Raw genomic sequence first — 14119 nt, forward strand, 5'->3', positions numbered from 1 at the left:
CACGCTCTGCGTGGGAATGCAGCCCGTGACGCTCCGCGTCACTGGACGCGGAGCGTCCCCAGAGGCATTCCCACGCGGAGCGTGGGAACGATCAGCCAAGAAAAAAGCGCCTGTTACGGCGCTTTTTTCGTTGTAGCCAGGACCGTTTATTGAACGGTTGGCGTTTCGCCGCTTTCCTGCATGCGCTGCAGCTCTTGCGCGTACAGGGCGTCGAAGTTCACCGGAGCCAGCATCAGGGCCGGGAACGAACCGCGGGTCACCAGGCTGTCCAGGGTTTCGCGAGCGTACGGGAACAGGATGTTCGGGCAGAACGCACCCAGAGTGTGGCTCATCGAAGCCGCGTCCAGGTTCTTGATCAGGAAGATACCGGCCTGCTGCACTTCAGCGATGAAGGCGACTTCGTCGCCGTTTTTCACGGTAACGGACAGGGTCAGCACGACTTCGTAGAAATCGCCTTCCAGCTCTTTCTGACGGGTGTTCAGATCCAGACCGACGGTCGGGTCCCACTGCTGGCGGAAGATCGCCGGGCTTTTCGGGGCTTCGAAGGACAGATCGCGTACGTAGATGCGCTGCAAGGAGAATTGCGGTGCGGTTTCTTCTTCGCTGGCTGCAGTGTTCTGTTGGTCAGTCATCTCAGATCCTTTCTGATCTTGGGTCTTTTAGGGATTGCTGTACGTGGGTGCAGCCGTTCAGGCCTTGAGCAGCGCGTCGAGCTTGCCGGCGCGCTCCAGGGCATACAAATCATCACAACCGCCGATGTGCTTGCTGCCGATCCAGATCTGCGGCACGGACGTGCGCCCGGCTTTCTGGGTCATTTCGGCGCGCACCTGCGGCTTGCCATCGACCTTGATCTCTTCGAAGGCCACGCCTTTGTTCTCGAGCAGGTACTTGGCTCGCGAGCAGTAAGGGCAGTAATCGCTGGAGTAGACGATGACTTCGCTCATATCACTTCACCAGCGGCAGGTTGTCGCCTTTCCAGCTGGAGATCCCGCCGGACAGCTTGGCGGCGGTGAAGCCGGATTTCATCAGTTCGCGGGCGTGGGTGCCGGCGGTCTGGCCCAGGGCGTCGACCAGAATGATGGTCTTGGCCTTGTGCTTTTCCAGCTCGCCGATTCGTGCAGCCAGCTTGTCCTGGGGAATGTTCACCGCGCCAACGATATGGCCAGCAGCGAAATCCTTGGCCGGACGGATGTCCACCACCACGCCTGCTTCTTTGTTGACCAGAGCGGTCAGCTCGCCGGTGCTCAGGCTTTTACCGCCGCCCTGCATCGTGTGGGCAAGCAACAGGGCCAGCAGTACGACGAAGATACCGACAAGAATGTAGTGGTTAGTGGCAAATTCAATCAGGTGAGCAACCATCGAAGGAGGTTCCAGGGCGTTAAAATGTCGGCCAGTATACACAGCAGCCATGGTGGGCCAAACCCCGTCCGGCGGTGACGCCGCAGGAACTTCGCATTAAACTGCCACTCCCTTTTCCATCGCCCTCTTCTTTATTAGCCACGAGTGGATTCCATGACTACCACGCCTAAACCTTTGGTCCTGATGATTCTCGACGGCTTCGGTCACAGTGACAGCCACGAATCCAATGCCGTGTATGCGGCGAACAAGCCGGTACTCGATCGCCTGTGGGCCAGCGTGCCGAACGGTTTGATCTCGGGCAGCGGTATGGACGTCGGCCTGCCGGACGGCCAGATGGGCAACTCCGAAGTCGGCCACATGAACCTCGGCGCCGGTCGCGTGGTGTATCAGGACTTTACCCGCGTGACCAAAGCGATCCGCGACGGCGAGTTCTTCGAGAACCCGACCATCTGCGCTGCGGTGGATAAAGCCGTGGCTGCCGGTAAAGCCGTGCACTTCATGGGCCTGCTGTCGGATGGCGGCGTGCACAGCCACCAGGATCACCTGATCGCCATGGCCGAACTGGCCTTCAAGCGCGGTGCCGAGAAAATCTACCTGCACGCCTTCCTCGACGGCCGCGACACGCCACCGAAAAGCGCCACGTCGTCGATCGAACTGCTCGACGCGACTTTCCATGCACTCGGCAAGGGCCGCATCGCCAGCATCGTCGGTCGCTATTACGCGATGGACCGTGACAACCGCTGGGACCGCGTATCCCAGGCCTACAACCTGATCGTCGACGGCAACGCCGAATTCAACGCCGCCACCGCCCAGGAGGGTCTCGACGCAGCCTACGCCCGTGGCGAGAGCGACGAATTCGTCAAGGCCACCACCATCGGCGAGCCGGTCAAGGTTGAAGACGGCGACGCCGTGGTGTTCATGAACTTCCGCGCCGACCGTGCCCGCGAGCTGACCCGCGTATTCGTCGAAGACGATTTCAAGGAGTTCGAGCGCGCGCGCCAGCCAAAACTGGCCGGTTTCGTCATGCTGACCCAATACGCCGCCAGCATCCCTGCGCCATCGGCCTTCGCCGCCGGCAGCCTGGAAAACGTGCTCGGCGACTACCTGGCGAAGAACGGCAAGACCCAGCTGCGTATCGCGGAAACCGAAAAATACGCGCACGTGACCTTCTTCTTCTCCGGTGGTCGTGAAGAACCGTTCCCGGGCGAAGAGCGCATCCTGATCCCGTCGCCGAAAGTCGCCACCTACGACCTGCAACCGGAAATGAGCGCGCCAGAAGTCACCGACCGCATCGTCGACGCCATCGAGCACCAGCGTTACGACGTGATCGTGGTCAACTACGCCAACGGCGACATGGTCGGCCACAGCGGCGTGTTCGACGCTGCAGTGAAAGCCGTGGAATGCCTGGACACCTGCGTCGGCCGCATCGTCGAGGCACTGGAAAAAGTCGGCGGCGAAGCGCTGATCACCGCCGACCACGGCAACGTCGAGCAGATGTCCGACGCCTCCACCGGCCAGGCGCACACCGCTCACACCACGGAGCCGGTACCGTTCATTTATGTCGGCAAGCGTGACCTCAAGGTTCGCGAAGGCGGCGTACTGGCGGACGTGGCACCGACCATGCTGATGCTGCTGGGCCTGGAAAAACCGGCGGAAATGACTGGCACGTCGATTCTGGTCTAACCCCGAATCGCCAAAACACCGCAAACCCCTGTGGGAGCGGGCTTGCTCGCGAATGCGGTGGGTCAGTCAACATCAACGTTGCTGACGCACCGCATTCGCGAGCAAGCCCGCTCCCACATTGGTTTTGCGCTATTTTTAATACCGAATCTGCTCCAGTTATCACACAAGCCCAATTGGGCGTTTTTTTTGCAGCGTCGGGCGGGCATACTAGGCCGTCCCTTACCCTGGTGCCGCCCGCCTCTATGCTCCGCGTCCTGATCGCCCTCGCTCTGACCTGCCTGCTCCAACCGGCCTTCGCTGACGAGCGCGCGCAAACCCAACAGCAGTTGGATGCCACGCGTCAGGATATTGCCGAGCTGAAAAAGCTGCTGAACAAGGTTCAGGAAGAAAAATCCGGCGTACAGAAAGAGCTCAAGGGCACTGAAACCGAGATGGGCAAGCTCGAAAAGCAGATCGATGCGCTGCAAAAAGAGCTGAAGAAAAGCGAATCCGAACTGCAGCGACTCGATACGGAGAAAAAAAAACTCCAGAGCGCACGCACTGAACAGCAGCGACTGATCGCCATCCAGGCCCGTGCGGCCTATCAGAACGGCCGTCAGGAATACCTCAAGCTGTTGCTCAACCAGCAGAATCCCGAGAAATTCGCCCGCACCCTCACCTATTACGACTACCTGAGCCAGGCCCGCCTGGAGCAGTTGAAGAACTTCAACGAAACCCTGCGCCAACTGGCCAATGTCGAACAAGACATCGCCGCCCAGCAAGCGCAATTGCTGGTCCAGAAAAGCAGCCTCGACACTCAACGCGATGAACTCGACAAAGTTCGCAAGGAACGCCAGCAGGTCCTCGCCAAGCTCAACGACGATGTAAAGGCGCGCGATCAGAAACTCGCCGCCCGCGAGCAGGATCAGGCAGACCTGTCTAAAGTCCTTAAAACCATTGAAGAAACCCTGGCCCGCCAGGCCCGTGAGGCAGAAGAAGCGCGGCAGAAAGCGCTGATCGCCCAGCAGGAAGCGGAAAAAAAGCGTTTGCGTGAGGCGCAGGCTGATAACAGCGACGCCCCACGAAAACCGGTCAAATCAACCCCAGGCGCGCTGGTTTCCAGCAGCGGCGAGACCTTCGGTGGCCCTTTTGCTGCAACCCGGGGAAAACTTCCGTGGCCGGTTGATGGTCGACTGCTGGCACGCTTCGGCGAAAGCCGTGGCGACGATGCCCGCACCAAATGGGACGGCGTGATGATCAGCGCCGCCGCCGGCAGCCAGGTGCATGCCGTACACGGCGGGCGCGTGGTGTTCGCCGACTGGTTGCGCGGTGCCGGGCTGCTGGTGATCCTCGATCACGGCAATGGGTATCTGAGTCTTTACGGTCACAACCAGACGCTGCTCAAGTCGGCCGGTGACGTGGTAAAAGCCGGTGAGTCGATTTCCACTGTAGGTAACAGTGGCGGTCAGGACACGCCTGCGCTGTATTTCGCAATTCGTCAGCAGGGTCACCCGAGTGATCCGGCGCAATGGTGTCACGCGCAAGGATAAGCGCGTCGCCTAATTCAGGAGTTCGTTCGACATGCTGCATTTGTCCCGCCTTACCTCGCTGGCCCTGACGATCGCCCTGGTGATCGGCGCGCCTCTGGCGTTCGCTGCTCAACCGGCCCCGGCCGTCGCTCCGGCAGGCACTGCCGCGACCGCCAAGGCACCGTTGCCGCTGGAAGAGCTGCGCACCTTCGCCGAGGTGATGGATCGGATCAAGGCTGCCTATGTCGAGCCGGTGGACGACAAGACCCTGCTGGAAAACGCAATCAAGGGCATGCTCAGCAACCTCGATCCGCACTCCGCCTATCTCGGCCCCGAAGACTTCACCGAGCTGCAGGAAAGCACCAGCGGTGAATTCGGCGGCCTGGGCATCGAAGTCGGTTCTGAAGACGGCTTCATCAAAGTCGTGTCGCCAATCGACGACACGCCTGCGTCGAAGGCCGGTATCCAGGCCGGTGACTTCATCGTCAAGATCAACGGCCAGCCGACTCGCGGCCAGACCATGACCGAAGCCGTGGACAAGATGCGCGGCAAGATCGGTCAGAAGATCACTCTGACCCTGGTCCGTGACGGCGGCACACCATTCGACGTGACCCTGGCCCGCGCCGTGATTCAAGTGAAGAGCGTCAAGGCACAGCTGCTGGAATCGGGCTACGGCTACATACGCATCACCCAGTTCCAGGTCAAGACCGGCGAAGAAGTTTCCAAGGCCCTGGCCAAGCTGCGCAAGGACAACGGCAAGAAACTCAACGGCATCATCCTCGACCTGCGCAACAACCCGGGCGGGGTGCTGCAGGCGGCGGTGGAAGTGGTCGACCACTTCATCAAGAAAGGCCTGATCGTCTACACCAAAGGCCGGATCGCCAACTCCGAGCTGCGCTTCTCTGCCACCGGCAAGGACGAAAGCGAAGCGGTGCCAATGGTGGTGCTGATCAACGGTGGCAGCGCCTCTGCCTCGGAAATCGTCGCCGGCGCCCTGCAGGATCAGAAACGCGCCGTGGTCATGGGCACCACCAGTTTCGGCAAAGGCTCGGTGCAGACCGTGCTGCCGCTGAATAACGACCGCGCACTGAAGATCACCACGGCGCTGTACTTCACGCCGAACGGCCGCTCGATCCAGGCCCAGGGCATCGTCCCGGACATCGAAGTGCGCAAGGCCAAGATCACCAACGAGGCGGACGGCGACTACTTCAAGGAAGCGGACCTGCAAGGTCACCTGGGCAACGGCAACGGCGGCGCGGACAAGCCGACCGGTTCCGGCGCCAAGGCCAAGGCTATGCCGCAGGATGACGATTACCAGTTGGCCCAGGCCCTGAGCCTGCTCAAAGGCCTGAGCATCACTTCCGGCCGTTGAGGATGTCTTTGCGTTTTCTCTTCGTCCTGCTGTGCTGTCTGGCGGGTGCTGCTCACGCAGAGCCCGCCAGAACCACTCCGCAAAAAGCCTACCTGACACTGATCATCGACGACCTGGGGCAGAACCTGCCCCGGGATCGCCGCGTGCTGGCCCTGCCCGGCCCGGTGACCACGGCGATCATGCCCGACACCCCGCACGCCACCGAATTCGCCCACGAAGCTCACCGCGCCGGCAAGATCGTGATCCTGCACATGCCCATGGATCCGGCCACCGGCCCATACGCCTGGCACCCCGACCTGCCCCTCGAAGAGCTGGAAAAGCGCCTCGATGCAGCCTTCAAAATGGTCCCCTACACCGCCGGCATCAATAACCACATGGGCAGCCGCATGACCGCGCAACCGGTGGCGATGGCGTGGCTGATGGGCGAGTTGCAGCGCCGTCACAAGTTCTTCGTCGACAGCCGCACCAGTGCGCAAACCGTCGCCGCACAGCAGGCCCAGAAGATCGATCTGGCGAGTGTCTCGCGGGACGTGTTTCTCGATGACGAGCGCACTGAAGCGGCGATCTACACCCAGTTGCAGACGGCGATCAACCTGGCGCGCAAGCAGGGTTCAGCGGTGATGATCGGCCACCCGTATCCGCAGACGCTGGCAGTGCTGGAGCGCGAACTGCCGAAGCTGAAGGCTCAAGGCATCGAGTGGATCGACATCAAGCAGATGATTAGCGTACGTAGCAATCGCGCCATGGCCGGCCATGGCAAAGACGGTGTTTATCGGTAATACCGTGTCACGACATTGAATACATAGTTACCGCCAGAGGCCTGGCGCACATCCGGATAGTAAGACCTGCAACGGGTCGCGACTCCCTTGAGTCGCCGTTCATTATCAGGACTGACTATGACTATTCATGACGAAGCCGCAACACCAACCAGGCATATGGAACCCATCAGGCACGACAACCTGCTGATCAACTTCACCACGGAGTTTCACCGAATCTGGGACAGCGCCGGCTCGCGGGCGAAACCCGCTGCCTTCTGGCGCCCGACCCCGGCGCCGGATGCGTTGCCGGGCTATTTTCCGCTAGGTGATGTGATCGCTGCCGGATTCGACAACCTCAATAACGCCAGCGCCGTGGCTGTCGTGGTTTGCGAGGCGCAGGTAGCCAGCACAGACCCCGCCAAGGGCAAGGCATTAAGGCGACCGGATGACTTCGAGTTGATCTGGAAAGATTCAGGCTCAGGATCGAAAAAAGACGGGGCCATTTGGCGACCCATTCCCCCGGAGGGCTATGTAGCCTTGGGTTGCGTCTGCTCCAATGATCACGATAAACCGTCGCTCAATGCTGTTCGCTGCGTCCGTGCCGATCTGGTGACCGCCTCGAAAGTCAACGAACTGATCTGGAGCGACAAGGGCAGCGGCGCAAAACAAAGTGTCAGCGTTTGGAGCATCGCTCCTCCAGTGGCTGCGCCTGGGGAAACTCACCTTGCACCCGGTATCGCGATAAGTGACAACGGCTACGCCAGACCCGAGAGTTTCTCAGCCTATTCATTACGCATGCCGATTGCGCTGAAGATGAACGCCCGCCCAGTCGCGCCAACACTGAACGGACGCATACCACCGAGCGAACTGGACACGTCCACCCATACCGCCAAACTGCCGTGGTTCACCATCAAAGACCCGTTGCTCACGCCTCTGGAACAACTGCGTTCATCGCCCTTTTATCTTCTGCAAAGAACTGACCGGTATCTGCTTGTCGGTCATGAACATAATCCAGAGTCAGCGAACAGGACATTCAGGTGGACGGCGCCACGCGTCCAGGGTCCTGCCAGCCTCTTGATTTTCGCCAGAGCGACTTCGGTAAAGTTTGAAGGTCAATGGCAATCCAGCATGCCAACGGCGATGGCATTCTCGGCGCACCTTGAAGATGATTTCACTCAGAGCAAGCCCCACTCCACCGAGTGGTTCAATTCGATACCCATGGAGATCATCGCATTCGCGCCAAAAAACAGAACGGTGGCGGTTTATCTGATTCAAAGTGACTACAGGCTGCTGCGCGCAGACGGTACACCAGTAACAGATAGCTTCAGCTACACCGATGGCAACAGCCTGCACATCACTGAGTACACGCCCGAGGAACCTGAGACTATCACCCCGTCGCTACAGACAATGGCAGCGCCAGTTACCCCGCCCATCACTGAAACAGCCAAGCCAGTCTCCGCTGTACAACCTGAGCCGCCGATAGCAACCGTTACAGATAGCGAGACATGATCTCGTCGACGACACCGTCTTTGCGCATCTGATCCAGCGCTGCCTGCAGCTTGGCGACGACGGTGTCAGCTACGTCTTTGTTCAGCGCCAGGTACAGTTCGGCGCTGTTGAAGCGCAATACGGTCTTGAGTCCAGTGACTCCATCCTGCCGCGCCAGATAACGCCCGGCAGGATCCCCGGTGGCCCACAGATCGATCTGGCCGTTGACCAGTTTTTTCGCATTGTCCTGATCACGCAGGACAACCAGCGGCTGCAAGCCTTGCCTGGTCAACGTTTCGGCAATCGCATCGCCCTTGTAGGCACCGATCTTGTATTTGCGCGCATCGTTGAGGGTTTCGAGGGTGATTTTGCTGTCGGCTCTTGCCAACATGATCCAGTCGTCGGGACCGATCGGGCCGACCCATTTGAATAGATTCTCGCGATCCGGCAGACGCGCCATCACGAAAGCGCCATAACCGGGGTTTTCCAACGCCAGTTTGTAGACCCGCTCCCAAGGGAAGCGCAGTGTCAGGCTGTAGGTGAGCCCGGCACGCTTGAACATCTCGCGCACGATGTCGGTGGCGATACCATTGATGTTCTCGCCCTTGGCGAAGTTCTTGCCGTCTTTCGCCATGTTGTAGGGCGGGAAGTTTTCGGTGAGAAGCACCAGATCGGTGTCAGGACTGTTTTCCGCCCGCGCCGTATTGAGCAACAACACAGAAGCACTGGCGAGAACAAGAAGCAGGCGTTTGATCATGTCGGGCTACCGGAATCCATGGCGTGCCCAAGAGTGCCTTGGGTACGCCATACTGTCCACTGGCCTGTACGGATTAGCGCATCACGATGCCGCGTTTGGCCATATACGCTTTCGCTTCCTGCACGGTGTATTCACCGAAGTGGAAAATACTCGCGGCGAGCACCGCACTGGCGTGCCCTTCGAGGATGCCGTCAGCCAGGTGCTGCAGGTTGCCGACTCCGCCCGAAGCAATTACCGGAATGCCCAGCGCATCGCTGATGGCACGGGTTACACCGAGGTCAAAGCCGTTTTTCATGCCGTCCTGATCCATGCTGGTCAGCAGGATCTCGCCGGCCCCCAGGCCTTCCATCTTCTTCGCCCACTCGACGGCGTCGAGACCGGTCGGCTTGCGCCCGCCGTGAGTGAAGATTTCCCAGCGCGGGGTTTCACCCGGACCGGACACCTTCTTTGCGTCAATGGCGACGACGATGCATTGCGAGCCGAAATGCTGTGCGGCTTCGCCAACGAATTCCGGGTTGAAAACGGCAGCGGTGTTGATCGACACCTTGTCCGCACCGGCATTGAGCAGGTTGCGGATATCCTGCACGGTGCGCACGCCACCGCCAACGGTCAGCGGAATGAACACCTGGCTGGCCATGCGCTCGACGGTATGTAGCGTGGTGTCGCGGCCATCGACGCTGGCGGTGATGTCGAGGAAGGTAATCTCGTCGGCACCCTGCTCGTCATAGCGACGGGCGATTTCCACCGGGTCACCGGCGTCGCGGATATTCTCGAACTTCACACCCTTGACGACCCGGCCGTTGTCCACGTCCAGGCAAGGGATGATGCGTTTGGCCAGCGCCATGGTCAGTCCTCAGCCTTTGTACGAATCGCAGAAAGCTTGCGCTTCGGCGACGTCGAGGGTGCCTTCATAAATCGCCCGGCCGGTGATGGCGCCGATGATGCCTGGCGCCTTGGCGTCGAGCAGCGACTTGATGTCACCCAGGTTGTGGATACCGCCGGAAGCGATCACCGGGATCTTGGTAGCAGCAGCCAGCGCAGCGGTGAACGGCACATTGCAGCCCTGCATCATGCCGTCTTTGGCGATGTCGGTATAAACGATCGAGGACACGCCATCGGCTTCAAACTGCTTGGCCAGATCGATGACCTGCACGCTGCTGATTTCAGCCCAGCCATCGGTGGCGACGAAACCGTCTTTGGCATCCAGACCAACGATGATCTTGCCCGGGAACGCACGGCAGGCCTCAGCGACGAACGCCGGATCTTTTACGGCTTTGGTGCCGATGATCACGTAGCTCACGCCGGCCTTGACGTAGTGCTCGATGGTTTCCAGCGAACGAATGCCGCCGCCGATCTGGATCGGCAGGGGCGGGGAGCGCTTGGCGATCGCGGTGACCACTTCGCCGTTGACCGGCTGGCCTTCGAAAGCGCCGTTCAGGTCGACCAGATGCAGACGACGGCAACCGCCCTCCACCCACTTGGCAGCCATGCTCACCGGGTCATCGGAGAACACTGTGGAATCTTCCATGCGGCCCTGGCGCAGACGTACGCAGGCACCGTCTTTGAGATCGATAGCGGGAATAATCAGCATCTGGCAAACCTTCAAATTTGAATGTTCAGCTTGGCTCGGAAATCAGTTTTTCTCGAGCGCCCACAGGTCGCTTTCGATGCTTTCAAACCGCTCTTTGAGGTGGGTCTGCACATCGAAAATCGCCCTGTTGTAATAGTGCGGAGCAATTTCACGGGTAAACAGCTCAAGAATTTCCGCCGCTTCGAACGAACCCAGGTCCAGTTCGAATCGGTCTTCCATGAACCGCTGGATCTTGCGATTGGCCTCGCTTTCCTGTTCAGGAGTGAGGGTCAGGATCAGCGGTTTGGACTTCTTGGCAGCCATTTACCAGCGACCGTCCCACGCCGCGAAGTTCTGCAGCAATTGCAGGCCATGGGTGTGGCTCTTCTCCGGGTGGAACTGCACGGCAAAACGCGAGCCATCGGCCAGCGCCGCAGCGAAATCGACGCCGTAGTGACCGCCACCCACCACCTGCCGCGCGTTGGCAGCGGCGATGTAGTAGCTGTGCACAAAGTAGAAACGCGCCATGTCCGGAATGTCATGCCACAGCGGGTGGCTGACCTTCTGCTGCACTTCGTTCCAGCCCATGTGCGGGACTTTCAGGTGCTCGCCGTCTTCATGCAGGTCTTTGCCGAAGAACTTCACCGCGCCCGGGAACAGGCCGATGCAGTCGACGCCGTCGTTCTCTTCGCTGGTGTCGAGCAAGGCTTGCATGCCGACACAGATGCCGAGGAATGGGCGATCCTGACTGACTTCACGCACCAGAGAATCGAAACCGAGGCGACGGATCTCCGCCATGCAGTCGCGAATTGCGCCAACACCTGGGAATACCACGCGGTCGGCTTCGCGGATCACGTCAGCGTCGCTGGTGATCAGCACCTTGCCGGCACCGACGTGCTCGAGGGCCTTGGCCACCGAGTGCAGGTTGCCCATGCCGTAGTCGATAACTGCAACCGTCTGCATTACAGAACGCCTTTGGTCGATGGCATTTGCCCGGCCATGCGCTCATCCAGCTCGACGGCCATGCGCAGCGCGCGGCCGAAAGCCTTGAACACGGTTTCGATCTGGTGGTGGGTGTTGGTGCCACGCAGGTTGTCGATGTGCAGGCTGACCAGCGCGTGGTTGACGAAGCCCTGGAAGAATTCCTGGAACAGGTCGACGTCGAAGCCGCCGACGGTGGCGCGGGTGTACGGCACGTGCATCTGCAGGCCAGGACGACCGGAGAAATCGATCACCACGCGCGATAGCGCTTCATCAAGCGGCACGTAGGCGTGACCATAGCGACGGATGCCTTTTTTATCGCCGATGGCTTTGGCAAACGCCTGACCGAGGGTGATACCGACGTCTTCCACCGTATGGTGGTCGTCGATATGCAGATCGCCCTTGCATTCGATATCCAGGTCGATCAACCCGTGACGGGCGATCTGATCCAGCATGTGCTCAAGAAAAGGAACACCGATATCGAATCGGGCCTTTCCGGTGCCATCAAGGTTGATCGAGGCTTTGATCTGGGTTTCCAGAGTGTCGCGCTCGACAGACGCCTTACGTTCGGCCATCACCAGCTCCGCAAAATCATTGGGCGAAAAAGGCAGCCATTATAGGCACGCGGGGCCGAAACAGAAACACGAGACGTGATATGCCTGACGGACAGAAGCCCCGGCTGTCGCGGGTAGACATGTCCATACAAGCCATTACAGGTACCCCAAAAACAACTGTAGGAGTGAGCCTGCTCGCGATGGGGCCCTCACATTCAACATTTCTGTCGACTGTCAGACCGCTATCGCGAGCAGGCTCACTCCTACAGGGTTACAGCGTTTTTACTTAGTGAAACAGTACCGCCGTCTTCTGCAGGGTCACCCACACACCCCACGCCAACGGAATACCTACAACCAGCCATGCAGCGATTGCCAGCGGCTTGGTGCCCGGTGCGGCTTTCCACTCCAGAACCGTGCTGGCGTCGGCACCTTTGTCGTGGCCCAGCGCCTGCTCGGCAGCCAGTTCGGCGTCGGTCATGAAGTACTTGTCGTCCACCGGACGTACCAGCAGGTTGCACAGGAAGCCCAGCACCAGCAGACCGGCGAGGATGTACAGAGTGATGTCGTAAGCAGCCGCGCGTTCAACGCCGATGCTCAGCTGATATTCACGCAGGTAGTTGACCAGCACCGGACCGAGCACACCGGCCGCAGCCCAGGCGGTCAGCAGGCGACCATGGATCGCGCCGACCATTTGCGTACCGAACAGATCGGCCAGATACGCCGGAACGGTCGCGAAACCACCGCCGTACATCGACAGGATGATGCAGAACGCCGCCACGAACAGCGCAACGTTGCCCAGATGACCCATGTTCGGGATCAGTGCGTAAAGAGCAAAACCGAGGGCGAAGAACACGAAGTAGGTGTTTTTGCGACCCAGATAGTCCGAGAACGAAGCCCAGAAGAACCGGCCACCGATGTTGAACAGGCTCAGCAGACCGGTGAAACCGGCAGCAATCGCGGCAATCGAAGCCAGCTGCCCGGCGTCCAGTTGACCGAACGGCACGTCAACGCCCAGCAGTTTGCCGCCGAACACTTCCTGCAGCAGTGGCGAAGCCATGCCGAGGATGCCGATACCGGCAGACACGTTCAGGCACAGCACCAGCCACACCAGACGGAATTGCGGGGTTTTCCACGCCACATTCACGTGCACGTGACGGTGGGTGATCATCGAGTTCGACGCTTTTTTCGCCGGAGCGGTCCAGCCTTCAGGCTTCCAGCCGGTTGGCGGCACACGGTAGGACAACGCCCCACCGATCATGAACACGAAGTAAATCGCGGCCATCACCAGGAAGCTCTGCCACACGCCGACGCTGGTTGGCGAAGCGAAGTGGCCCATCAGCGCTGCGGCCAGCGGTGCACCGACCATCGCGCCGCCACCGAAGCCCATGATCGCCATGCCAGTGGCCATGCCGCGCTTGTCCGGGAACCACTTGATCAGGGTCGACACCGGCGAGATATAGCCCAGCCCCAGACCGATACCACCGATCACCCCGGAGCCGATCCACATCAGCCAGATCTGGTGGGTATAGATACCCAGCGCCGAGATCAGCAGACCGCCGCACCAGCACAGTGCCGACACAACGCCAGCCTTGCGTGGCCCGGCATGTTCCAGCCAGCCGCCCCAGATTGCTGCGGAGCAGCCGAGGAAGATGAAGAACAGGGTGTAGATCCAGCCGAGCATCGAGATCGGCCAGTCGCATTGCGACGAAAATACTTGTGCGATGAAGCTCATGTCCGGTGCGCAAGCCACCGGAGCGGTAACGCCCAGCGCCTTGGACAGCGGCAACCAGAACACCGAGAAGCCATAGGCCATGCCGATGCACAGGTGAATGGCCAGAGCGGCCGGTGGAACCAGCCAGCGGTTGAAACCGGGCTTGGCGATGATGCGTTCCTTGGACAGGAACGCGGGCTGGTCGACTTGCAGGCCGCCCGCCGTGATGCTCGTGCTCATTGTGTATCCCCCAATTATTAGTATGGTTCGCCAGCCACTGTTCACCCTCGGCCTTGATGCACGCAGGCATGACCGTTTTTTAGGTGAAGCTCCTTGAAGGCGCGACGTTACGTCGCAGAAGGACGGACGAACTGGCGA

General features: G+C 60.1%; 15 protein-coding genes. 5 read left to right on the forward strand and 10 right to left on the reverse strand.

Going from position 1 to position 14119, the window contains the following annotated elements; all coding sequences use genetic code 11:
• Positions 1-146: 146 nt before the first annotated feature.
• The 3 genes from secB to PseAD21_RS04270 are packed head-to-tail and all read right to left on the reverse strand — an operon-like array spanning position 147 to position 1359.
• Positions 147-632, reverse strand: a complete 486-nt coding sequence (gene secB, locus PseAD21_RS04260; RefSeq protein ID WP_008080562.1) for a protein-export chaperone SecB — start codon at positions 630-632, stop codon at positions 147-149.
• Between the two features lie 57 nt (positions 633-689).
• Positions 690-944, reverse strand: a complete 255-nt coding sequence (grxC, locus tag PseAD21_RS04265) for a glutaredoxin 3 (protein ID WP_102354618.1) — start codon at positions 942-944, stop codon at positions 690-692.
• Between the two features lies 1 nt (position 945).
• Positions 946-1359 (reverse strand): rhodanese-like domain-containing protein, encoded by a 414-nt coding sequence (locus tag PseAD21_RS04270; RefSeq protein ID WP_102354619.1) that lies wholly within the window; start codon positions 1357-1359, stop codon positions 946-948.
• A gap of 153 nt (positions 1360-1512) precedes the next feature.
• Between PseAD21_RS04270 and gpmI the strand changes: the two genes are divergently transcribed.
• The 5 genes from gpmI to PseAD21_RS04295 all read left to right on the forward strand — a co-directional run bounded on the left by gpmI (position 1513) and on the right by PseAD21_RS04295 (position 8189).
• Complete coding sequence (gpmI, locus tag PseAD21_RS04275; RefSeq protein WP_102354620.1) at positions 1513-3042, forward strand: 2,3-bisphosphoglycerate-independent phosphoglycerate mutase; 1530 nt, start codon at positions 1513-1515, stop codon at positions 3040-3042.
• A 242-nt stretch (positions 3043-3284) separates the two neighbouring features.
• Entirely contained in the window at positions 3285-4571 is a 1287-nt protein-coding gene (locus PseAD21_RS04280) for a murein hydrolase activator EnvC (protein WP_102354621.1), read from the forward strand.
• Between the two features lie 31 nt (positions 4572-4602).
• On the forward strand, positions 4603-5922 hold the full coding sequence (locus tag PseAD21_RS04285; protein WP_041071409.1) for a S41 family peptidase: 1320 nt from the start codon (positions 4603-4605) through the stop codon (positions 5920-5922).
• 2 nt (positions 5923-5924) lie between these two features.
• Entirely contained in the window at positions 5925-6701 is a 777-nt protein-coding gene (locus tag PseAD21_RS04290) for a divergent polysaccharide deacetylase family protein (protein ID WP_102354622.1), read from the forward strand.
• A 117-nt stretch (positions 6702-6818) separates the two neighbouring features.
• Entirely contained in the window at positions 6819-8189 is a 1371-nt protein-coding gene (locus tag PseAD21_RS04295) for a Vps62-related protein (RefSeq protein WP_102354623.1), read from the forward strand.
• On the opposite strand, the gene PseAD21_RS04300 is transcribed toward PseAD21_RS04295, so the two are convergent.
• From PseAD21_RS04300 to PseAD21_RS04335, 7 genes are all read right to left on the reverse strand, one after another.
• Complete coding sequence (locus PseAD21_RS04300) at positions 8170-8925, reverse strand: ABC transporter substrate-binding protein (protein ID WP_102354624.1); 756 nt, start codon at positions 8923-8925, stop codon at positions 8170-8172. The genes PseAD21_RS04295 and PseAD21_RS04300 overlap by 20 nt on opposite strands.
• A 73-nt stretch (positions 8926-8998) precedes the next feature.
• On the reverse strand, positions 8999-9769 hold the full coding sequence (gene hisF, locus PseAD21_RS04305) for an imidazole glycerol phosphate synthase subunit HisF (protein ID WP_007909211.1): 771 nt from the start codon (positions 9767-9769) through the stop codon (positions 8999-9001).
• A 9-nt stretch (positions 9770-9778) separates the two neighbouring features.
• The gene (gene hisA / locus PseAD21_RS04310) at positions 9779-10516 is read right to left on the reverse strand and encodes a 1-(5-phosphoribosyl)-5-[(5-phosphoribosylamino)methylideneamino]imidazole-4-carboxamide isomerase (protein ID WP_102354625.1); all 738 of its coding nucleotides are present in this window, start codon (positions 10514-10516) and stop codon (positions 9779-9781) included.
• 42 nt (positions 10517-10558) lie between these two features.
• Positions 10559-10819 carry a DUF2164 domain-containing protein gene (locus tag PseAD21_RS04315; protein WP_102354626.1) on the reverse strand — a complete coding sequence of 87 codons (261 nt, stop codon included), beginning with the start codon at positions 10817-10819 and terminating at the stop codon, positions 10559-10561.
• On the reverse strand, positions 10820-11458 hold the full coding sequence (hisH, locus tag PseAD21_RS04320; protein WP_102354627.1) for an imidazole glycerol phosphate synthase subunit HisH: 639 nt from the start codon (positions 11456-11458) through the stop codon (positions 10820-10822).
• Positions 11458-12051: an imidazoleglycerol-phosphate dehydratase HisB gene (gene hisB, locus PseAD21_RS04325; RefSeq protein WP_007909204.1), complete on the reverse strand. Its 594-nt coding sequence runs from the start codon at positions 12049-12051 to the stop codon at positions 11458-11460. Before hisB ends, hisH begins: the two co-directional genes overlap by 1 nt.
• A gap of 265 nt (positions 12052-12316) precedes the next feature.
• Positions 12317-13981: an OFA family MFS transporter gene (locus PseAD21_RS04335; RefSeq protein ID WP_102354628.1), complete on the reverse strand. Its 1665-nt coding sequence runs from the start codon at positions 13979-13981 to the stop codon at positions 12317-12319.
• Positions 13982-14119: the final 138 nt, after the last annotated feature.

Origin of the sequence: Pseudomonas sp. AD21 (assembly GCF_002878485.1) — a bacterium.
Classification (GTDB): domain Bacteria; phylum Pseudomonadota; class Gammaproteobacteria; order Pseudomonadales; family Pseudomonadaceae; genus Aquipseudomonas.